Raw genomic sequence first — 20791 nt, forward strand, 5'->3', positions numbered from 1 at the left:
CACAGCTGCCGATGGCTCCGGCCATCGGCAGACAGCAACCAGCAGGCCGCCCCCGGGCGGCTGCGCGATAGAACTGCAGGCATAGCCTGCGGATACGTAAGGAGATCGGTTCCCATGCCGAAGATGAAGACCCACAGCGGTGCTAAGAAGCGCTTCAAGCTGACCGGCAGTGGCAAGCTGCGCCGCCAGCAGGCCAACCGCCGCCACTACCTCGAGCACAAGTCCTCCAGGCTGACCCGCCGCCTCGCCGGCGACAAGATCGTCTTCAAGGGCGACGCCAAGGTCATCCGGAAGATGCTCGGCATCTAATTTCCAAGTTTCCTGGCTGACTGCCGTCCGGTGGTCGGTCAATTGCCAAAAAGCCTTCTCAGGCCACCGGAACATCCGGTGACAGATGCTTGGGATCAGATTTTCGAAGGAGTACGCACGTGGCACGTGTGAAGAGGGCGGTCAACGCCCACAAGAAGCGCCGGGTTATCCTTGAACGCGCAAAGGGCTACCGTGGACAGCGTTCACGCCTGTACCGCAAGGCCAAAGAGCAGCTGCTGCACTCGTTTGTGTACAGCTACGGTGACCGCAAGAAGAAGAAGGGCGACTTCCGCCGCCTGTGGATCCAGCGCATCAACGCTGCATCCCGCGCCAACGGCCTCACCTACAACCGCCTGATCCAGGGCCTGAAGGCCGCTGAGGTTGAGGTTGACCGCCGCATGCTGGCAGAACTGGCCGTCTCCGACGCCAACGCCTTCGCCGCACTGGTCAAGGTAGCCAAGGACTCCCTGCCTGCCGACACCTCCGCTCCCGCTGTGCAGGCTGCTCCCGCCGCCCCCAAGGCTGCGAAGAAGCCGGCTACGCGCAAGAAGGCTGTCGCCGCCGAGGCTGCTGCCGAGTAGGCAACCCGCTGCCCCCAGGGGCGGTTCAGGAGCCGGTGGCACCAGCCACTAGAGTTCTTGTATGAACAAAACCGGGCGCCCGCAAGATTCCCCACTGTCCAACCCCCGAGCCGATCGGGTGCGTGACGTGGCGAAACTTGCAGGGCGCCCGGCCCGTTTAAAGCGCGGCCACTTCCTGGCCGAAGGCCCGCAGTCGGTGCGCGAGGCCCTGAGGCTCCACCAGGAGCGGCTTGCAGCGGGCTCACCGGGCGTAGTTACCGACGTGTATGCCAGCGAGGCGTGCCTGGACCGCTTTCCGGAGTTCGAGGAACTTGCTGAGGGGACTAACGCCTGGTTGGCCACGGATGAAGTCCTGGCAGCCATGGCAGACACTGTCAATCCGCAGGGCATCATCGCCGTCTGCCGGTTCGTTGACGTGTCACTGGAGTCCGTGCTCGACGCCGGTCCCCGCCTGATTGCCGTTTTGTGCCAGGTGCGGGACCCCGGAAACGCCGGGACCGTGCTCCGCGCCGCCGATTCCGCCGGTGCTGACGCCGTGGTGCTGACCGGGTCCAGCGTCGACATCTACAATCCCAAAGCGGTCCGCTCCACTGCCGGTTCGCTGTTCCACTTGCCCGTGGTCCTGGGCGCTGAGGTGGCCCACCTGGCGGAGGCGTGCAAGTCGCGGGGGATTGGCATCCTGGCTGCCGACGGGTACGGATCCTTGAACCTGGACGCCCTCCAGGACGAAAATGCCAGGCGCCGGCTGACCGGGTCCGGCCCCGACTCGGCGTACGACCTCGGCGGGCCTACTGCCTGGCTGTTCGGCAACGAGGCGCAGGGGCTCTCGGAGGCCGAGCTCGAACTCGCGGACCACCGGGTGGCCGTGCCGGTCTACGGTGCCGCCGAAAGCCTGAACCTGGGAACGGCTGCCACCGTCTGCCTGTATGCGAGTGCCAGGTCCCAGCGCAACTGACGCCTCCCGCCCTGGGATAAAGTCACTGTGCCTCGAGCCAAAAAGTAAAGGCCCCGGAAGATCCGGGGCCATGGATAGCGGCAGATTTCGCTGACGGTGCCTTCTATGGCGCGCGGGTTGCCTTGCCGCGGCCTGTGATTGCTCCGTAGATGCCGGCGACCACCAGGCCGCCAACAATAGCGAGAATCCAGGTTCCGAGGTCGAAGAAGCCCAGATCGCCCCGGTTGAACAGAAGGCTGCCAATCCAGCCGCCTACTATGGCGCCCACCACACCCAGAACCAGGCTGGTGACCCAACCGCCGCCAACCCTGCCGGGCATGACGGCTTTGACAATGGCCCCAACAATCAGGCCGAGAATAATCCAAGCAAGAAAACCCATGTTTCCTCCTCATATATTCACGGGAACGTGATGGTCCCGATGAGGCTCAAGCTAACATAACGTGCCCGCAAAGTCAGCAGGTGGCAGGCCTTGTGCCTGCTGCATGGGGGCGCACCGTGGGTACGGTATGCAGTGGCCGGAAAGGGAAGCCTGACCGGTGATGCGACTATCCCGAACCCTGGAAGGGGACCACCGTGGCTGCACATGGCGGAACCAAGGCGATCATTGCGGCACTGGCCGCCAACCTGTCCATCGCGGCATTGAAGTTCCTCGCCTACTTCCTGACCAGGTCATCGTCGATGCTCGCCGAGGGATCCGCACGCAATCGAAGGGGATTTCTGGTGGGTTCCGCTGGCTGTCCTGGTGGGTGCCATCCTTGCCGAGGGCTCTTCCTTCCGGACGGCGATCCGCGAGTCGAACCGTTCCCGCGGCGCCCAGTCCTGGGTGAAGTTCGTCCGCAGTGCCAAGCAGCCGGAGCTGCCGGTGATCCTGCTTGAGGATTTCGGCGCCCTGCTGGGCCTGGCGTTCGCCCTGGTCGGCGTCGGCATGACCCTACTGACCGGCAACGGTCTCCGGGATGCCGCGGGAACGACCATGATCGGTTTGCTGCTTGTCGGTATCGCTGCTGTGCTTGCGCTGGAAACCAATTCACTGCTTGTGGGGGAGTCCGCCACACGGCAGGACGTGGAAAAGATCACGGCTGCCATCGAGTCCGACGGCGGCCGGCTGATCCACCTCAAGACGCTGCACCTTGGGCCGGAAGAACTTTTGGTGGCGGCCAAGATCGCCATCAGCAGGTCCTCCACGGGAGAGCAGATCGCCACGGAGATCGACGCCACGGAGGAAAGGATCCGCGCCGCTGTCCCCATAGCGCGCGTGATCTACCTGGAGCCTGACCTGCAGCGGACGTCTGCGCTGGAAGACCGGTAGCCGAGCGCACCCGCCGGCTGCCGCGCCTCAATGGAAGTTCAGGCCGCCAGCGGCTTCCGGCGCTCCAACACGCCACTGAGGACGGCGACGCCGAAGCCCAGGACTGCCAGGACGGCACCTACCAGCGCGGGAGCCACGTAGCCCCACCCGAGGGCGATCACGAGGCCGCCGAGGAAAGCGCCGAGGGCGTTGGCGACGTTGAGCGCCGCGTGGTTCAGCGAGGATGCCAGCGATGGGGCGTCCGGGGAAGCATCGAGTAGCCGGGTCTGCAGTGAGGGGATCAGCATGGACCCGGAGGCGCCCACCACGAACACCATGACCAGGGCGGACCATGGCCAATGCACGGCCACGGCGTAGACCACCAGGGCAACCGCGATGGCGGGCAGGACCTTGTACAGCGTTCCCATTACCGACTTGTCGGCGAGCCTTCCGCCCACGAAGTTGCCTGCCACCATGCCCAGGCCGTACAGGGCCACCACCAGGGGAATCAGTGACGACGGGATCCCGGCCACCATGGTCATGGTGTGGGCGATGTACGTGTACGTGGCAAAGAAGCCGCCAAAACCCACCACGCCGATGAGGATGGCCAGCCACACCTGCAGCCGCTTCAGGGCGCCGAGCTCACGCCTGATGCTGGCGTCAGGGTGGGCAGCCTGGAAGGGCACAAAGCGCCAGACCATCGCCAGGGTCAGCAGTCCGATGAAACCGACCAGGACGAACAGCAGCCGCCAGCCGTACGTCTGCCCGAGCCAGGTGGCGAACGGTACGCCCACCACGTTGGAGATGCTCAGTCCGGCCATCACCATCGAAATCGCCCAGCCGCGGCGGGTGGGCGGAACCAGGGACGCTGCGATGACCGCCGCAACGCCGAAGAACGCGCCGTGCGGAAGGCCGGCGGCGAAGCGCGACACCAGCATGGTGCCGTAGTCGGGAGCCACGAACGACGTCAGGTTTGCCACGGTAAAGAACAACAGCAGGCCAAGGGCGAGTTGTTTGCGCGGCAGCCGCGCGCCGACTGCGGCGAGAAGCGGTGCTCCCACCACCACGCCCAGGGCATAGGCGGAAATCAGGTGGCCGGCCTCCGGCGTGCTGATGCCCAGCCCCTGTTCCACCTCTTTCAGCAGGCCCATCATGGTGAACTCGGTAACACCGATGCCGACGCCGCCCATGGCAAGCGAAAGAATCGCCAGCGCAAGTTTGCGGGAGGTCAGGGGGCCCGCGGTGGACGTTTGGGTGGCGCTGCTCATAAGCCTGCTTTCCGAAGTGGATTGCTGATGGACGAAACACATGCCACGACGGTGGGGCTGCACGGCCCGGATGAACCACGGGCCCGGAGGTGGTCAACTGCTTTCCGGGGACGGATATTCCCCGGGAAGCCCGGCCGGTGTTCCCATTGTCCCCCATAGACTGGAGCGGTGACTGAACTGATACAGGTGGTGGGCGGAGCGGTGGTGGACCGGCTGGCCCGGCCCGCCCTGCTGCTGGTGGCAAGGCGCAACGCCCCCGAAAAGTTGGCCGGCCTGTGGGAGTTCCCTGGTGGCAAGGTAGAGCCCGGAGAGGAACCCGAAGCTGCCCTCCGGCGGGAGCTGCTCGAGGAGCTTGGTGTTGTTGTCCGCCTGGGAGCGGAGCTTCCTGCCGACGGGCCTGGCGGCTGGCCGCTGAACGACCGTGCCGCCATGCGCGTCTGGTCTGCAGAGGTTGTCTCCGGCGAACCAAGTCCGCTGGAGGACCACGACCAGCTGCGCTGGCTGCCCCTCAACGACCCAGATGCGGTCCTGGCGTTGCCGTGGATACCGGCAGACTTCCCGATTGTCCGTGCGCTGCTCGCGGCCCTGGCCGTTCCGGCCGCAGGGCGCTGACCTAGAAGAGGGCCTGCTGGGCGCCCGCAGCACCACCGTTCGGGGCGGAACCGGCCGCACCGTTCCCCGGCCGTGCTTCGGGGATGATGCCTGCAGGGTACTCGGCTTCCTCCTCACGGGGATCAAGGTCCCGGTGGCTGAACCCGGACGAGAAGGCAAAGCCGTGCCGTGCCTTGAAGTAACGCACCTTGGCCGCCAGCCAGGTCCTGTACTCCTTGGACGCGTAGGAGCCTGACCCGTAGAGGCGGCGGTAGCGGCCAGCCAGCCCGGGGTGGTTTGCGGCGATCCACTTCATGAACCATTCCCGGGTGCCGGGCTTGAGGTAAAGGGCGCCCGCGCTGACGCCCGTGGCGCCGGCTGCGGCCAGTGAAGCGAAAAGCGCGTCCAGGGCTTCGTCGCTGTCCGAGAGCCACGGCAGGATGGGCATCGCCATGACGCCGCACGGAAGGCCCGCCTCCCGGAGCCTGGAAACCAGCTTGAGCCGGCCCCGCGGACCCGGCGTTCCTGGTTCGATGGCCTCTGAAAGGGCCTCGTCCGTCATGGCCAGTGATATGCCCAGGCCCACGGGGACCTGTGCCGCCGCGCTCTTCAGCAATGGAATGTCCCGGGCCAGCAGCGTTCCCTTGGTCAGGATGGACAGGGGAGTGCCGGAGTCAGCCAGCGCAGCAATGATGCCGGGCATCAGCTTGTACCTGCCCTCCGCACGCTGATAGGGGTCGGTGTTGGTTCCCAGGGCCACCTGCGCCCGCGTCCAGGAGGGCTTGGCCAATTCCTTGCGCAGGACTTCCGCAGCGTTGACCTTGACCACCACCTGGCTGTCGAAGTCCAGGCCGGCGTCAAAATCGAGGTAGGTGTGGCTCTTGCGGGCAAAGCAGTAAACGCAGGCGTGGCTGCAGCCGCGATAGGGATTCACTGTCCACTCAAACGGCATTTTTGAACCGGCCGGCACCCTGTTCAGCACGGATTTTGCGGTGACCTCGTGAAAGGTGATGCCCGCAAACTCCGGTGTGGTGACGGAACGGACCAGGCCGGCAAGGGGAAGTAGTGCGGGAGCGGCAGCGGAACCGACCCCGGGTGCCTGCAACAGTGCCTGCGCGTCCCATCTCATGCATTCATTCGAAAACATGTTCGAATGAATGTCAAGGTGGCAAGGCCCGCTAGTGCCCGGCGTCAAGCTCCCACACCACGGTGACAGCCGCGTCCACCCGGCTTTCCCCCGGTTCCACGGACAGGCTTTCTGCCGCGGCCATGCGCTGGATCCCCGCCACGGGGACGGGGCCCTGCGCTGCAGGTACCTCGGCCACCGACAGGACGTTGCCCAGTGTGGCAGAGGCAAGGGCTGCATACTGCTCGGCAGCGGCCCTGGCGTCTTCCCACGCTGCCGCGCGGGCACGCACTTTCACCGCCAACGGATCCGAAATCGAGAAGGACAGGCCGTTGAGCCGGACGTCATTGCCACCGGCCGCAGTGGCATCGGAAATCATCCGCGAAGCCGCCGCCACATCCCGCAGCTGGACAGCAAGGGTGCTGGCAGCGACATATCCCGCCACCCGCTGGCCTTCGCCCTCGCGCCACACGAGGTCTGCCCTGACGTTCAGTCCGGCCGTCCGCAGGTCTACAGGGGCAACGCCATGGCCGCGGAAGGCTGCCGTGACGTCAGCCAGGGCACTTCCCGCAGCGGAGTAGGCGGCCTCGACGGATTCGCGGCGGCATTCCACGCCGATCGACACAACCGCCACATCCGGAGTGGCCTCCGCCCAGCCAGATCCGGTGACGGTCACGCTGCCACCGCGAACGGGAGCGGGTGTGCTTGCAGGCGTCATGACCAAACCCGCTTTCCGTGCACCGGATAGCCGCCGGCCAGCAGGCCTGCCCGCCGCTCGAAGACGTTGCCCGTCCCGGGATTTCCGGTCCGCAGCACCGACCATCCTGCGGCCAGCAGGTACAGCGGGATGAAGGGGAGGCCCAGGCACCATGCGTACTGGGAGCAGTGCTTCTCCTCGTGCCCCAGCAGTTCCGGCCGGTCCAGCAGGGCCTCCGCGGAGCAGCGGGACAACACCACGTTGCCCAGGGTGAACGCACCGGCAACCGGCAGCGGCCATCCATAACCAGCGGCAAGGACCAGGCCGCGTGGACCGCGCTGCAGGCGGGTACGCGCAGCGCCGGCCACAGCCAGGCCCAGCAGAGTGCTGCCGTTGGCCAGGTTGGCCGCCTGCCTGGCCCGCTGGCCGGCTGTCAGGGAGCGCCGCCGCAGGTGGTGGGCACGCCGGAGCCGGCGCCGCAGGTGTTGCAGGCGGAGGTACCGCACGCCTCCGGGGCGCAGCCGCAATGTCATGAGGCCATGGTAGCCGGAGCGTTCTACTAGACTGGAGGGCAGTGGCTGCCGGTTTTCCGGCTGGCCCTGCCCTGGTCATTGAATGCACGGGATTACTGAACTGAATCCACGGGCGTTCATCCATGACCTGCCAGTGACGGACGCGCCGCCGGGAAACCGTGCAGGCTGCCCTGTTCGCCGGCAGCCAACGAACTCGTAGCTAAGAACAGTAGATGACTGAAACTTTGCCGGGCGATGCCATCCCGAACCCCACGGATGAAACCGCCATCAACGCCGCTGTAGACCAGGCCGTCACCGCCATCGCCGGTGCCGGCACCCTTGACGAGCTTAAGGCGGTGAGGCTCGCGCATACGGGGGAGAAGTCCCCGCTCAGCCTGGCCAACCGTGAAATCGGCAGGCTTCCCAAGGATCAGAAGGCGCTCGCCGGAAAGCTGATGGGCGCGTCCCGCGGCCGGGTCAACAAGGCGCTCGCCGACCGTACCGCGGTGCTGGAAGCCGAAAACGACGCGCGGATCCTCCTCGAAGAGACCGTGGACGTCACCGCCGCGCCCCGCCGTCGTCGTGCCGGTGCCCGGCACCCGCTGTCCACCCTGCAGGACCGCGTTTCGGACATCTTCGTGGGCATGGGCTGGGAAATCGCCGAAGGCCCGGAAGTGGAATCGGAATGGTTCAACTTCGACGCCCTGAACTTCAAGCCTGACCACCCGGCACGGGAAATGCAGGACACGTTCTTCGTGGAGCCGCCCGAGGCACACCTCCTCATGCGTACGCACACGTCCCCGGTCCAGGTCCGTTCCATGCTGGAACGTGAGCTGCCCATCTACGTCCTGTGCCCGGGCAAGGTGTTCCGCACCGATGAACTCGACGCCACGCACACGCCGGTGTTCCACCAGTTCGAGGGCCTGGCCATCGACAAGGGACTGTCCATGGCAGACCTGCTCGGCACCCTGGAACACTTCACCCGGCAGATGTTCGGCGACGAAGCGAAGGTCAGGCTGCGGCCCAACTACTTCCCGTTCACCGAGCCGTCCGCGGAACTGGACATCTTCCACCCGGGCGCCAAGGGCGGTCCGCGCTGGATCGAGTGGGGCGGCTGCGGCATGGTCAACCCCAACGTCCTCCGCGCCGCCGGCATCGACCCGGATGTCTATTCAGGTTTTGCCTTCGGCATGGGCATTGAGCGTGCCCTCATGTTCCGCAACGAGGTCAGCGACATGCGCGACATGATCGAAGGCGACGTACGTTTCAGCGAGCACTTCGGGATGGAGATCTAACAGTGCGTATCCCACTTTCCTGGCTGCGTGAATTCGCAGAGGTACCGGCCGGCGCAACGGCCGAAGACGTCATGGAAGAACTGGTCAAGGTCGGCTTCGAGGAAGAAGACGTCCACCGTCCCACCGATGCCCTGCAGGGGCCGGTTGTGGTGGGCCAGGTCCTGAGCCTGGTCAAGGAACCGCAGACCAACGGCAAGACCATCAACTGGTGCCAGGTCAGGGTGGTTCCCGAAGGCGCGGAGCAAACCCTGACCGGAGAAGGCATCGACCCCTCCGGAGTCCAGGGCATCATTTGCGGTGCCCACAACTTCGTGGAAGGCGACAAGGTAGTGGTCACGCTCCCGGGCGCCGTCCTGCCAGGCGATTTCCGCATCTCTGCCCGCAAGACCTACGGCCACCTCTCCGCCGGCATGATCGCCTCCGTCCGTGAACTGGGCATCGGCGAGGACCACGACGGCATCCTGGTCCTCTCACGCATCGGCCTGGATCCTGAAATCGGCACGGACGCGATGGAACTGCTGGGCCTCTACGACCAGGCAGCCGAAATCAACGTCACCCCGGACCGCGGCTACGCCTTCTCCATCCGCGGCGCGGCCCGCGAGTACGCCCACGCCACGGGAACCACCTTCACGGACCCTGCCAGCAAGGTATCGGCGCCTGCGGCGCTGTCCGGCGGCTATGGCGTCAAGCTCAACGACGACGCGCCCATTTACGGCAAGCCCGGCTGCGACCGCTTCGTGGCGCGCACCGTCCGCGGCGTGGACCCCAGCCGGCCCACCCCGCCATGGATGGCTTCCCGCCTGCGCCTCGCCGGCATCCGCTCCATCTCGCTGCCCGTGGATATTTCCAACTACGTCATGCTCGAGCTGGGCCAGCCCACGCACTGCTACGACCTGGACAAGCTGTCCGGGGACATCGTGGTTCGCCGCGCAACCGCAGGCGAGAAGATCACCACGCTGGATGACAAAGTGCGCACCCTCGACCCGGAGGACCTGCTCATCACCGACGACTCCGGGGCCATCGGCATCGCCGGCGTCATGGGCGGCGCGGCAACCGAGGTGGGCGATACGACGTCGAACATCCTGGTTGAGGCGGCACACTTCGATGAGGTGTCCATCAGCCGTTCCCGCCGCCGGCACAAGCTGCCGTCCGAAGCGTCCAAGCGCTTCGAGCGCGGCGTCGACTGGCACGTGGCCGGCATCGCCGCCCAGCGCGTTGTGGACCTCCTGGTGGAACTGGCCGGCGGTACGGCCGAGGACGCCGGAACCGACGTCGGGACCGCACCTGAAACAGTCACCATCGATCTTCCCGCAGGGTTCGCGGCCGCCCGGATCGGCATCGACTTCACCGGGGAACAGATCGTCACCGCCCTGGAGGACCTCGGCGCCGCGGTGGAAAAGCGCGACGGCGGCTGGACGGTCACAGCGCCGAGCTGGCGGCACGACCTTGAGACCAAGGAAGACCTGTCCGAGGAAATCGCGCGGCTGGTGGGCTACGACAAAATTCCCGCCACGCTGCCGGTCGCTCCTCCGGGGCGCGGCCTGACGCGCCTGCAGCAGCAGCGCCGTCGACTCATCCAGGCACTGGCGGACGCTGGCCTCACCGAGGTCCTGTCCTACCCGTTCGTCTCCAAGGCCGCCAACGACACGTTCGGAGTTGCGGAACAGGGCGCCGCCCGGCCCGCGCTCAAGCTGGCCAACCCCATCAGCGAGGAGCAGGGCTTCCTGCGCACCTCCGTCCTCCCGGGCCTGATCGAGGTGGCCAAGCGGAACCACTCCCGCGGCTTCCGCGACCTCGCCATCTTCGAATCCGGTCAGGTGTTCCTGCCCGGCGAAACCGCGGGAACCGAGTCCATTCCGCCGCTGGGCGCCAAGCCCGCCGATGAGGTGCTGGATGCACTGTACGACGGCGTCCCGGACCAGCCGTTCCACGTCGCCGCGGTCCTGACCGGGCATGATTCCCCGGCCGCCGCCGCGCACGCCCCCCGGCTGTGGGACTGGGCGGACGCCCTGGACATCGCCCGCCTCGCCGGGGACGTCCTTGGCGTGGACCTCGTGGCCAGCCAGGGCAGCCACCAGGCATTCCACCCGGGCCGTGCCGCACGCTTGTCGCTCCGGACAGGCGAGACCGTGGGTTACGCCGGCGAGCTGCACCCCAAGCTGCTGGCAGCCTCCGACATGCCTGCCCGCTCGGTGGCGCTGGAGATCAACGCCGACGCCCTGTTCGAGGCCGCACCGGACGTGATCGTGGCCCGCCACATCTCCACGTTCCCGGTGGCAACCCAGGACGTGGCGCTGGTGGTCCCGGCCGAGGTGCCGGCAGACGACGTGCTCGACGCACTCCGCGAAGGCGCCGGCAAACTGCTGGAGGACGTGGCGCTGTTCGATGTGTACGCCGGCAAGGGCATCGAGGACGGCAAGAAGTCGCTGGCGTTCGGCCTGCGGTTCCGCGCCGCGGACCGCACCCTGACGGCGGACGAAGCCTCCGCAGCCCGCGAGGCTGCCGTGGCACTGGCCACCGAACGTTTCGGAGCTGTCCAGCGCTAACCGCTGGACCGGTTGGCTATTCACAGGGCGGGACGGCATGACTCCACAACTCGTGGTTCGTGCCGTCCCGCCCTCTTTGCTGCCCGGGCACGACGGTTCAGCAGAGATGAAGAGCGCCGTCCTGGCAGAAGCAGAAGGGATCCTTGACGACGCCGAGCTGCAGCGCGGGCGCGCCATGGAGCCGGCTGCCGGCCTCCGTTTCCTGGTGTCACGAGTGGCCCAGCGCAGGTTCGCCGCCGGTCTGCTGGGCCTGCCGGAAGCCGGCCTCCGTGCTTCCTACAGCTGCCCGCAGTGCGGAACCGGCGTGGACGTCAGCCACGGCGCGCCCGGCTACACCTACCGGGACGGCCGGCTGCCGCTGGCGCTCAGCCTGTCCCGGGCCGCCGGGTGGCTACTGCTGGCCGCGGTACCGGACGCAGAACCGGAAGTCCGGCTGGGGGTGGACATCGAAGACCCGGACCGCACTAATTTCAAAGGATTCACCGAGCTTGCCCTGACCCCGGCGGAGCGGGAAGCCATGAGGGACGTGGCGCCGAAGGCGCTGCCGGCGGAGCATGCGAGGCTGTGGGCGCGGAAGGAAGCCTGGCTGAAGATGACCGGAGCCGGACTCCGCACCGCCCCGTCCTCCCTGGACGTCCGCGCATTGCCGGGCCTGAGGGACCTGGCCCCGGCCGAAACCGGGCTGCCCGCGCGCCTGGCTGCCGCCGTCGCGCTTTCCCCGTCCGGATAGTCCTTTTGAGGACGTCAGCCGGCGGGCAGCGGCGGCAGCAGTTCCTCATACAGCCACGGGTGCAGCAGCGCCTCGGTGTCGATGGCGGTGGCACGGTCCACGGCCATGATGAAGTCATGCGTGCTGACCGAACCGTGCCGGTGGGTGGCGGTCCACTCCTGCAGCAGCGCAAAGAACGCCAGGTCACCTACGGCCATGCGGACGGCGTGCACGGCCAGGGCGCCCCGCTTGTAAACCCGGTCATCGAACATGTGCTCCGGCCCGGGATCGCCCACCAGGAGGTCCTGCGCACCGGCCTTCAACCCCCGCCACGCGGCACCCGCCCGGGCAGCGACGGACATCACGCCGGCTTCCTCCGACCAGATCCATTCGGCATAGCAGGCAAACCCCTCGTGGAGCCAGATGTCCTGCCAGCTTGCTGCGGTCAGGGAGTTTCCAAACCACTGGTGCGAGAGTTCGTGGGCGATCAGCCGCTGCGACTCCCAATCGGCGGCCAGGTGGTTGGGGCCCAGGATGGACAGCCCCTGGGCTTCGAGCGGGATCTCCAGCTCATCCTCGGTGACCACCACTGTGTAGCCGGCGAACGGATAAGGCCCGAAGCAGCTGCTGAACGTCCGCATCATGGCCGGCTGCAGTGCCAGCCCGGCGCGTGCCTGGTCGGCGAGGGCGGGGGACACGGCCACGGACTGCGGCACCTGCGCCAGTGAACGCCCGGCATCCAGTTCCAGCAGGCCGTACCGGCCGATCTGCACGGTGGCAAGGTACGCGGGCATCGGTTCAGCCTGCTCGTACACCCAGGTTTCCCGGCTGGACCGCGTGGTGCGCGACTGGAGAACACCGTTGCAGACGGCGCGGTAGTTCGCCTCGGTGGTCACGGTGAACTTGTAGCTGGCCTTGTCGCGCGGATGGTCGTTGCACGGAAACCAGGATGGTGCGCCGTTGGGCTGCCCGGCCACCAGCACGCCGTCGGTCAGCTCTTCCCAGCCCACTTCGCCCCAGAGCCCCCGGCGCGGTGCCGGGCTGCCGCCGTAGCGGATGTCGAGGGTGAAGGGCTCGTCCGCCTGGAGGGAAGCAGGGGTGGAGACCACCAGCTGCTCGGCGCGCTGGCTGAACCGCGCCGCCCTGCCGTTGAGCTGGACCTTGGTGGCGCGAAGCCCCACCAAATCGAGGACAATGGCCGACGTCGGCACGCAGGCAACGCCGTGCAGCACCGCCCTGCCGCTCAGGCGGTTGCTGGCCACGCGGTAGTCAAGGTCCAGTTCGTAGCGTTCCACCCGGTAGGCGTTGGTGCCCGCACCCGGCATGTAGGGATCGGGGGCAGCACCGCTGGACGCGGCCACGCTGCCGCGGGCGGCTGATGCTGGAGAACTCATGGCGACCTTCGGTTGCTAGGCAGACGGTGTTGCAGGGCCGTTCCACGGGCTGACCGGGTTACCCATCCAGTACGTGGCGGCCGGGACGGATTCGCCGCGCATCACCAGGGACGCGGGACCTACCGTTCCACCGGCACCCACGCTGGCCTGGGGCAGGATGACCCCGTGCGGGCCCATGGTGGCCCCGTCTTCGAGGGTAACAGCGTCAATGCTCATCACCCTGTCGTGGAACAGGTGCGTCTGGACCACGCAGCCCCGGTTGACAGTGGCGTTCCGGCCCAGGGTCACCAGGTCCGCCTCGGGCAGCCAGTAGCTTTCGCACCAGGTGCCCGTGCCGATCTTCGCCCCGAGCGCACGCAGCCACCAGACCAGCGCCGGGGTGCCGGACGCGGCCCGGGCGAACCACGGTGCGCTGACCAGTTCAATGAAGCTGTCCACCACTTCGTTGCGCCAGATAAACGAGCTCCACAGGGGGTGCTCGCCGGCCCGGATCCGTCCCACCAGGATCCACTTGGCGGCGACGGCGGAGAACGCCGCCACGAAACCGGCCAGGAGCATGACGACGCCGCTGAGCAGCGCTGCCACCCCGTAGTTGAAGGTGGCGGCCAACCAGTCGAACATCAGCATGGCGCCGCCGGCAATGGCCGCCGTGAGCATGACGGGAAGGAACCTGCAGAGCTCCCACAGAGTCCTGGCAACCTTGAGCTTCAGCGGGGGCTGGAAGGTGCGGGTGTCGTCGGAGGCGATGGCGGTGCGGCGGAGGCGGACCGGCGGACTGCCCAGCCAGGACGTGCCGGACTTGGCCTTGGCCGGCGTTGCAGAGAGGACAGCGACCAGCGAGTTCTTCGGGACGTTCCGGCCCGCTGCGGTCATGCCGGAGTTGCCCAGGAAGGAGCGTTTGCCGATCTTGGCCGGGGCCACGCGCAGCCATCCGCCGTCCAGCTCGTAGGAAGCCACCATAGTGTCGTCCGCCAGGAACGCACCTTCCCCCACGGTGGTCATCCTGGGGATCAGCAGCACTGTGGAGGCCTCCACGTTCTTGCCGATTTTTGCTCCCAGCAGGCGCAGCCATACCGGTGTGAAGAGGCTGGCGTAGATGGGGAACAGCAGGTCCCTGGCTAGGTCGAGGACGCGTTCGGTGGCCCAGATCTGCCAGCCCACCCTGCTGCGGACCCGGTGGTAGCCCTCGGTGATGCCGACGCTGAGGAGCCGGGTTGCGGCCAGGATGAGGACGGCGTTGGCGGCGAACCAGGTGAGCGCGGCCGGTGCGAGGGCCGGCAGGAGCCGGGGCAGCGAGCCGCTCAGGGACGTCCCGCCCTGGATGAACAGGTAGGCCACCCAGGCTGCCGCCGCTGCGGACACGAAGGGGATCAGGGACAGTACTGCCGAGGCCAGCGCGAAGCCGCCGAACCAGGCTTTCGCGGCCAATGGGCCCAGGACCGGCGCTTCAGGAGCGGAATGCTTGGCTTTTCCCTGCCGGCGGGCCGGCGACCCGGCCACCAGCTGCCCGGCCTTGACCTTCCCGGAGACCGCCGAGCCCGCTTCCACCTGTGCCCCGGCACCGATGGATGTTCCAGGCATCAGCGTGCTGCGGGCGCCCACCGAGGCGCCGGCGCCGATGCGGACGGCGCCGATATGGACGTGGTCGCCGTCGATCCACCACCCGGACAGATCCACCTCCGGCTCCACGTTGGCGCCCCGGCCCAGCGTCAGCAGCCCGGTAACCGGCGGCAGCGAATGCAGCTGGACGTCCCGGCCAATCTTCGCGCCCAGCGCCCGGGCGTAGTAGGGAACCCACGGTGCGCTGGCAAGGCTGATGGCGCCGGCAAGGTCCTGGATCTGCTCCGCCAGCCAGAGCCGGAGGTGCACCCGCCCGGAACGCGGATACGTGCCGGGCCGGACACCGCGCAGCAGGAACCGTGCGGCGGCAACCGCCAGCAGCATCCGTCCTGCCGGGCTGACGAACACCAGCCAGGAGGCCGCCACCCACCACCACGAAACAGTGGGCGCTGCGGCGAATCCGGCAGCACCGGCCAGCAGGTTGTTGGCCGCCATCAGGTAGGTCAGCCAGCGCATGCCCACCAAAATGTGCAGCGGAACGCCCATCAGCGTCTGGAACACCTGGGATTTGCGTGCAGTGGGCCGCACGGTGCGGTCCCTGGCCGGGCCCAAGGAGCCATCGGGCTGCGACTGCCGTGCCAGCTCCACCAGCGCTCCCACCCGGGGTGTGGCGTAAATATCGGCGACCGTAATGGTGGGATAGCGGACCCGGAGCGCGGAGACCAGCTGCGCGGCGGACAGGGATCCGCCACCGTACGCGAAGAAGTCCGCGTCGAGCGATGTCACCGGACTGCCCAGGATGCTGCTCCATTGCTCCACGATCCAGGTGGCGTCCCCTGGGAGGTTCAGGGGTGCAGCGTCCGCCTCCGCGGCGCCGGCACCGGCGAGCGGCCAGGGCAGCGCGTGCCTGTCCACCTTGCCGCTGGTCTTGGTGGGCAGCGAATCCACCAGCGTCAGGAGGGGCACCAGCGCAGCCGGGAGGCTTCCTGCCAGGTGCCCGCGTGCCTCAGCGAGGTCCAGCTCCACTCCGGCAACGGGCGCCAGGTAGCCCACCAGGATCTGGTTGCCGGCCGCCGTCGTCTGTACGGCGGCGGCCGCACCGGCAACCCCGGGCAGCGACTGCAGGGCGGAGTCGATTTCGCCGAGCTCGATCCTGCGGCCGCCCAGTTTGACCTGTTCGTCCGCGCGGCCCTGGAATATGAGTCCTGCCTGCTCGAAGCGGACCAGGTCGCCGGAGCGGTACGCACGCTCCCAGCCCAGGCTGGGCATGGGAGCGTATTTTTCGGCGTCCTTGGCGGGCTCAAGGTACCGGGCCAGCCCGACGCCGCCGATGATCAGTTCACCTGTCCCGCCTTCGGGCACCGGGATGCCGTCGGCGTCGACGACGGCGAGGTCCCAGCCGTCCAGGGGCAGGCCAATCCGCACGGGGCCGGAACCTGCCAAGGGGGCTGCACAGGCCACCACTGTGGCTTCGGTGGGACCATAGGTGTTCCAGACCTCACGGCCCTCCACGGCAAGGCGTTCCGCCAGTTCGGGCGGGCAAGCCTCACCGCCGAAGATGAGAAGGCGGACGTTTTCCAGTGATTCGGCGGGCCAGAGTGCCGCGAGCGTGGGCACGGTGGAGACGGCGGTTATGCCATGGTTGATCAGCCAGGGGCCAAGGTCCATGCCGGTGCGGACCAGCGCGCGGGGTGCCGGGACCAGGCAGGCGCCGTGCCGCCAGGCCAGCCACATCTCTTCGCAGGAAGCGTCAAAGGCCACCGAAAGCCCGGCCAACACCCGGTCCTGGGGTCCCAGGGGGTCGCTTTCCAGGAAAATCCTTGCCTCCGCGTCCACGAACGCGGCGGCCGAGCGGTGCCGCACCGCCACTCCCTTGGGTGTCCCGGTGGAGCCGGAGGTGAAGATGATCCAGGCGTCGTCATCCGGCAGGGGAGGACGGGCACCAGTGAAAGGCCCGGAGCGGAGGGCTCCCGCCGTGCCGGGCCTGATCACGCGTCCGCCTTCCAGGACAGCGGCGACTTTGGCCTCGGCGAAGACCAGCCGTGCCCGTTCATCCGGATCGTCCGCGTCGACCGGCACGTAGGCCGCGCCCACCAGCAGGACGGCAAGGATCGACACATACAGCTCGTTGGTGCCCGAAGGAATCCGCACGCCGATCCGGTCGCCTGCGCCCAGGCCCGCCTGGTGGAGGCGGCGGCCGGCGGACCGTACTTCGTCCATAAGCTGCGCGTAACTGAGCGACACACGGCCGTCGTCGAGCGCCGATGCGTCGGGGAAGCGGGCGGCGGAGTCCTGGAGGATATCAATCAGCGTCCGGACCGGCGGTGCCGCCGATGCCCCCGGGAACTGCGGCGCGTGCGTGCCCTGGGGCTGGGCCCTACCCGGGGTTGAAGCCTTTGCGGGCATCGGTTCCGGGGATCCACCGGCCTGCAAACCGCCGGACGTAGGGGGCGCGGCCGGCGTGGCGCCGGAATGGATATCCCCCAGGGGGACCTGCTGCTGAGTCACCCGGGCATTTTGCCCCGGCAAGGTGAACAACAGGTGTCCGGCGCGCCGGATTCCCGCCGGCCAGGGGGACCGGCAGTTCACCGCACGTTCAGCCGGGCCGAGCCTGGCCTTAGGGAACCAGCACCACCTTGCCGGTGGTGCGGCGGCCTTCGAGGTCCCGGTGCGCCTGCTCTGCCTGGGACAGCGGGTAGCGCGCGCCGACACGGACCTTGAGGGTGCCGTCCGCTGCGGCCGCGAAGATTTCACCCGAACGCCACCGCCGCTCGGCGGCGTCCTGCAGGTAATGCCCCATGGTGGGCCGGGTCAGGAACAGCGAGCCGCCGGCGTTGAGGCGCTGCGGATCCACCGGTGGGACGGGGCCGGACGCCGCACCGAAGAGCACCAGGGTGCCGCGGATCCGAAGCGCCTCGAGCGAGCCGTCGAAAGTGTCCTTCCCTACGCCGTCGTACACCACGTCGACGCCGGTGCCGCCGGTAATTTCCCTGACCCGCGGCGCAAAGCCCTCGTACCGCAGCACGTGGTCAGCTCCGGCTTCACGGGCCAGCTGTTCTTTGTCGTCGGTGGACACGGTGGTGATGACCTGGGCGCCGCGGGCCTTCAGCAGCTGGATGAGGAGCAGCCCCACGCCGCCGGCGCCCGCGTGCAGCAGGACGGTATGGCCCGGTTCCACCCTGAAGGTGGAGTTGATCAGGTAGTGCGCGGTCATGCCCTGCAGCGGGAGCGCAGCGGCCGTGAAGTCATCCAGCCCGGCGGGAACCGGGAGCGCGGCGTCCTCATCCACCAGCGCATACTCCGCGTAACAGTTGATGCCCTCGGCCGTCGCCACGCGGTCCCCGGCGGCGAAAGCTGTCACCCCGGCACCCACCGACTCCACTGTGCCGGCGGCTTCGGAACCGGGGATGAAGGGGTACTGGACCTTGTAGACACCGCCGCGCTTGTACGTATCAATGAAGTTGACTCCGGCGGCTCCCACCTTGACCAGCAACTGTCCGGGGCCTGGGACCGGCCGGTCAACCTCCGTGTACTCCAGGACTTCCGGCCCGCCTGCCTGGCGTGCGACGATTGCGTGCGTCATTGCTTCCCCTTCCCGGGCCGGCGTCTCCGGCCTCCGGCTGCTCCAACCATCCTAGGGATTCCCGTTGTTCCCGGGCCGTCGGATGCTCCACAGGCCGCTATGCATAAGTATCGGTGCCTATGCATAAATATTGTTGTATAGTCGGATCATGACTATTTCTGTTGCAGTGTCGGGCGCCAGCGGCTACGCGGGCGGGGAAGTGCTCCGCATCCTTGCCGGACACCCGGACGTCACGATTGGTGCCATCACCGCCCACAGCAACGCCGGTTCGCGGCTCGGTGAGCTGCAGCCGCACCTGCACGGGCTGGCCAGCCGCATCCTTGAGGACACCACAGTGGAGAACCTCTCCGGCCACGACGTCGTCTTCCTTGCCCTGCCGCACGGCGCGTCCGCGGAGATTGCCGCGCAGCTGCCGGAAGGCACCGTGGTGATCGACGCCGGCGCAGACCACCGCCTCGAAGACCCCGCCGCCTGGGAGAAGTTCTACGGCTCGGCCCACGCCGGCACCTGGCCCTACGGGCTTCCCGAACTGCCCGGCCAGCGCGAGGCCCTCAAAGGCGCCACCCGCATCGCCGTGCCGGGCTGCTACCCCACGTCCGCGCTCCTCGCCCTGACCCCGGGGTTCGCCGCAAACCTCCTGGAGCCCGACGACGTCGTCATCGTTTCCGCGTCCGGCACCTCCGGCGCGGGCAAGGCCGCCAAGGTCAACCTGATCGGCGCCGAAGTCATGGGCTCCATGAGCCCCTACGGCGTGGGCGGCGGCCACCGGCACACACCGGAAATCGAGCAGGGCCTGTCCAACGCGGCGGGGGAGCGGGTCACCGTGTCCTTCACACCCACCCTGGCTCCGATGAGCCGCGGCATCCTGACCACTGCCACGGCGAAGGTGAAAGCCGGTACGACGGCGGAGCAGCTGCGCCAGGCCTGGGCAGACGCCTACGACGACGAACCGTTCGTCCACCTGCTGCCCGAAGGCCAGTGGCCCGGCACGAAGTCCGTCCAGGGTTCCAACCACGCCGCCATGCAGCTGGCCTTCGACCCCCACACCGGCCGGGTCGTTGTCACCTGCGTGATTGACAACCTCACCAAAGGCACTGCCGGCGGCGCCGTGCAGTCCATGAACATCGCACTCGGCCTGCCGGAAACCGCCGGCCTCAACCTGCAGGGAGTAGCCCCGTGACCATTACCGCACCCCAGGGATTCCGGGCCGCCGGCGTCACCGCCGGGCTGAAGGCCTCCGGAAACCCGGACCTCGCCCTGGTGGTCAACGACGGGCCCTCCAAGGCCGCAGCCGCCGTCTTCACCAGCAACCGCGTGGCAGCGGCCCCGGTGCACTGGTCCCGCCAGGTTGTGTCCGATGGCCGCGTGGACGCCGTCATCCTCAACTCCGGCGGCGCCAACGCCTGCACCGGCCCCACCGGTTTCCAGAACACCCACAGCACCGCCGAGAAAGTGGCCGACGTTCTGGGCATCTCGGCCACCGACGTCTTCGTCTGCTCCACCGGCCTGATCGGCGAGCAGCTTCCCATGGACAAGATCCTTCCCGGGGTCGAGGCCGCGGCAGCTGCCCTCAGCGCCGACGGCGGCCCTGACGCCGGCACGGCCATCATGACCACGGACAGCGTCCCCAAGTCCGCGCTGTTCATCGGCACCGATGCGGACGGCCAGGAATTCACCATCGGCGGGATCGCCAAGGGAGCCGGCATGCTGGCCCCCGGGCTGGCCACCATGCTGGTGGTCCTCACCACGGATGCCGCCGTCGAGCCCGAAATGCTCGACGTCGTCCTCCGCGACGCCACCCGCGTCACCTTTGACCGCGCCGACTCCGACGGCTGCATGTCCACGAACGACACTGTGGTCCTGCTCGCCTCGGGCGCCTCCGGTGCGGTGCCGGCAGCGGAAGCGTTTGGTGCCGGCCTGACCCAGGTCTGCGCCGAGCTGGCCCGAAAGCTGATCGGTGACGCCGAAGGCGCCAGCCATGACATCGCCATCCGGACGTTCAACGCCGCCAGCGAAGCGGACGCTGAAACCGTCAGCCGCTCGGTGGCCCGGTCCAACCTGTTCAAGGCTGCCATTTTCGGCAAGGACCCCAACTGGGGCCGCGTGCTGTCCGCCGTGGGCACCACCGACGCCGTCTTCGAAGCGGACAAACTCAACGTGGCCATGAACGGCATCCAGATCTGCCGCAATGGCAGCATCGGCGACGACCGGGCCCTGGTGGACCTGGAACCGCGCGAAGTCCTGGTGGAAATCGACCTGCAGGCAGGCGACGCGGAGGCAACCATCTGGACCAACGACCTCACCCACGACTACGTGCACGAAAACAGCGCTTACTCGAGCTAGGCCCTGCACGTTGCCAGCACGTATGCCTACTTTT

General features: G+C 67.8%; 17 protein-coding genes and 1 pseudogene. 10 read left to right on the forward strand and 8 right to left on the reverse strand.

The annotated features are described in order from the left end of the window. Positions 1-114 precede the first annotated feature (114 nt). The 3 genes from rpmI to ACHL_RS07460 all read left to right on the forward strand — a co-directional run bounded on the left by rpmI (position 115) and on the right by ACHL_RS07460 (position 1845). On the forward strand, positions 115-309 hold the full coding sequence (gene rpmI / locus ACHL_RS07450; RefSeq protein WP_009358635.1) for a 50S ribosomal protein L35: 195 nt from the start codon (positions 115-117) through the stop codon (positions 307-309). 119 nt (positions 310-428) lie between these two features. Next, positions 429-890 carry a 50S ribosomal protein L20 gene (gene rplT, locus ACHL_RS07455; protein WP_015936692.1) on the forward strand — a complete coding sequence of 154 codons (462 nt, stop codon included), beginning with the start codon at positions 429-431 and terminating at the stop codon, positions 888-890. A gap of 61 nt (positions 891-951) precedes the next feature. Continuing rightward, on the forward strand, positions 952-1845 hold the full coding sequence (locus tag ACHL_RS07460) for a TrmH family RNA methyltransferase (protein WP_015936693.1): 894 nt from the start codon (positions 952-954) through the stop codon (positions 1843-1845). A 103-nt stretch (positions 1846-1948) separates the two neighbouring features. Here ACHL_RS07460 and ACHL_RS07465 read toward each other — a convergent pair whose 3' ends face one another. Further along, the gene (locus ACHL_RS07465) at positions 1949-2224 is read right to left on the reverse strand and encodes a GlsB/YeaQ/YmgE family stress response membrane protein (RefSeq protein ID WP_015936694.1); all 276 of its coding nucleotides are present in this window, start codon (positions 2222-2224) and stop codon (positions 1949-1951) included. Between the two features lie 194 nt (positions 2225-2418). On the opposite strand from ACHL_RS07465, the pseudogene ACHL_RS07470 reads away from it, so the two are divergent. Next, positions 2419-3154: pseudogene (locus ACHL_RS07470) on the forward strand (cation diffusion facilitator family transporter). A gap of 38 nt (positions 3155-3192) precedes the next feature. Here the strand turns inward: ACHL_RS07470 and ACHL_RS07475 are convergent. Further along, a complete protein-coding gene (locus ACHL_RS07475) occupies positions 3193-4401 on the reverse strand; it encodes an MFS transporter (protein WP_015936695.1) in 1209 nt (402 codons plus the stop codon). 168 nt (positions 4402-4569) lie between these two features. On the opposite strand from ACHL_RS07475, the gene ACHL_RS07480 reads away from it, so the two are divergent. After that, complete coding sequence (locus ACHL_RS07480) at positions 4570-5013, forward strand: (deoxy)nucleoside triphosphate pyrophosphohydrolase (protein WP_015936696.1); 444 nt, start codon at positions 4570-4572, stop codon at positions 5011-5013. Between the two features lies 1 nt (position 5014). Here ACHL_RS07480 and ACHL_RS07485 read toward each other — a convergent pair whose 3' ends face one another. The 3 genes from ACHL_RS07485 to ACHL_RS07495 are packed head-to-tail and all read right to left on the reverse strand — an operon-like array spanning position 5015 to position 7348. Next, on the reverse strand, positions 5015-6121 hold the full coding sequence (locus tag ACHL_RS07485; RefSeq protein WP_015936697.1) for an Rv2578c family radical SAM protein: 1107 nt from the start codon (positions 6119-6121) through the stop codon (positions 5015-5017). 49 nt (positions 6122-6170) lie between these two features. Next, positions 6171-6794 (reverse strand): SIMPL domain-containing protein, encoded by a 624-nt coding sequence (locus ACHL_RS07490; protein ID WP_043794559.1) that lies wholly within the window; start codon positions 6792-6794, stop codon positions 6171-6173. A 38-nt stretch (positions 6795-6832) separates the two neighbouring features. Further along, on the reverse strand, positions 6833-7348 hold the full coding sequence (locus ACHL_RS07495; protein ID WP_015936699.1) for a hypothetical protein: 516 nt from the start codon (positions 7346-7348) through the stop codon (positions 6833-6835). 212 nt (positions 7349-7560) lie between these two features. Between ACHL_RS07495 and pheS the strand changes: the two genes are divergently transcribed. The 3 genes from pheS to ACHL_RS07510 are packed head-to-tail and all read left to right on the forward strand — an operon-like array spanning position 7561 to position 11898. Next, a complete protein-coding gene (gene pheS, locus ACHL_RS07500; protein WP_015936700.1) occupies positions 7561-8622 on the forward strand; it encodes a phenylalanine--tRNA ligase subunit alpha in 1062 nt (353 codons plus the stop codon). A 2-nt stretch (positions 8623-8624) separates the two neighbouring features. Further along, a complete protein-coding gene (gene pheT, locus ACHL_RS07505) occupies positions 8625-11168 on the forward strand; it encodes a phenylalanine--tRNA ligase subunit beta (protein ID WP_015936701.1) in 2544 nt (847 codons plus the stop codon). 37 nt (positions 11169-11205) lie between these two features. After that, positions 11206-11898: a 4'-phosphopantetheinyl transferase family protein gene (locus ACHL_RS07510; protein ID WP_015936702.1), complete on the forward strand. Its 693-nt coding sequence runs from the start codon at positions 11206-11208 to the stop codon at positions 11896-11898. A 14-nt stretch (positions 11899-11912) separates the two neighbouring features. Here the strand turns inward: ACHL_RS07510 and ACHL_RS07515 are convergent, their stop codons facing one another. The 3 genes from ACHL_RS07515 to ACHL_RS07525 all read right to left on the reverse strand — a co-directional run bounded on the left by ACHL_RS07515 (position 11913) and on the right by ACHL_RS07525 (position 18414). Beyond that, the gene (locus ACHL_RS07515) at positions 11913-13271 is read right to left on the reverse strand and encodes a M1 family metallopeptidase (RefSeq protein WP_015936703.1); all 1359 of its coding nucleotides are present in this window, start codon (positions 13269-13271) and stop codon (positions 11913-11915) included. Positions 13272-13286: 15 nt separating this feature from the next. Continuing rightward, the gene (locus tag ACHL_RS07520; protein WP_015936704.1) at positions 13287-17237 is read right to left on the reverse strand and encodes a Pls/PosA family non-ribosomal peptide synthetase; all 3951 of its coding nucleotides are present in this window, start codon (positions 17235-17237) and stop codon (positions 13287-13289) included. A gap of 211 nt (positions 17238-17448) precedes the next feature. Next, entirely contained in the window at positions 17449-18414 is a 966-nt protein-coding gene (locus ACHL_RS07525) for a quinone oxidoreductase family protein (RefSeq protein ID WP_015936705.1), read from the reverse strand. Positions 18415-18562: 148 nt separating this feature from the next. Here ACHL_RS07525 and argC point away from each other — a divergent pair, with 148 nt between their 5' ends. Both argC and argJ read left to right on the forward strand, forming a co-directional pair. Continuing rightward, a complete protein-coding gene (gene argC / locus ACHL_RS07530; RefSeq protein WP_015936706.1) occupies positions 18563-19594 on the forward strand; it encodes an N-acetyl-gamma-glutamyl-phosphate reductase in 1032 nt (343 codons plus the stop codon). After that, complete coding sequence (gene argJ / locus ACHL_RS07535) at positions 19591-20757, forward strand: bifunctional glutamate N-acetyltransferase/amino-acid acetyltransferase ArgJ (RefSeq protein ID WP_015936707.1); 1167 nt, start codon at positions 19591-19593, stop codon at positions 20755-20757. The genes argC and argJ overlap by 4 nt, the downstream gene beginning before the upstream one ends. The last annotated feature ends 34 nt before the right edge of the window (positions 20758-20791 follow it).

The organism is Pseudarthrobacter chlorophenolicus A6 (assembly GCF_000022025.1).
Taxonomy (GTDB): domain Bacteria; phylum Actinomycetota; class Actinomycetes; order Actinomycetales; family Micrococcaceae; genus Arthrobacter; species Arthrobacter chlorophenolicus.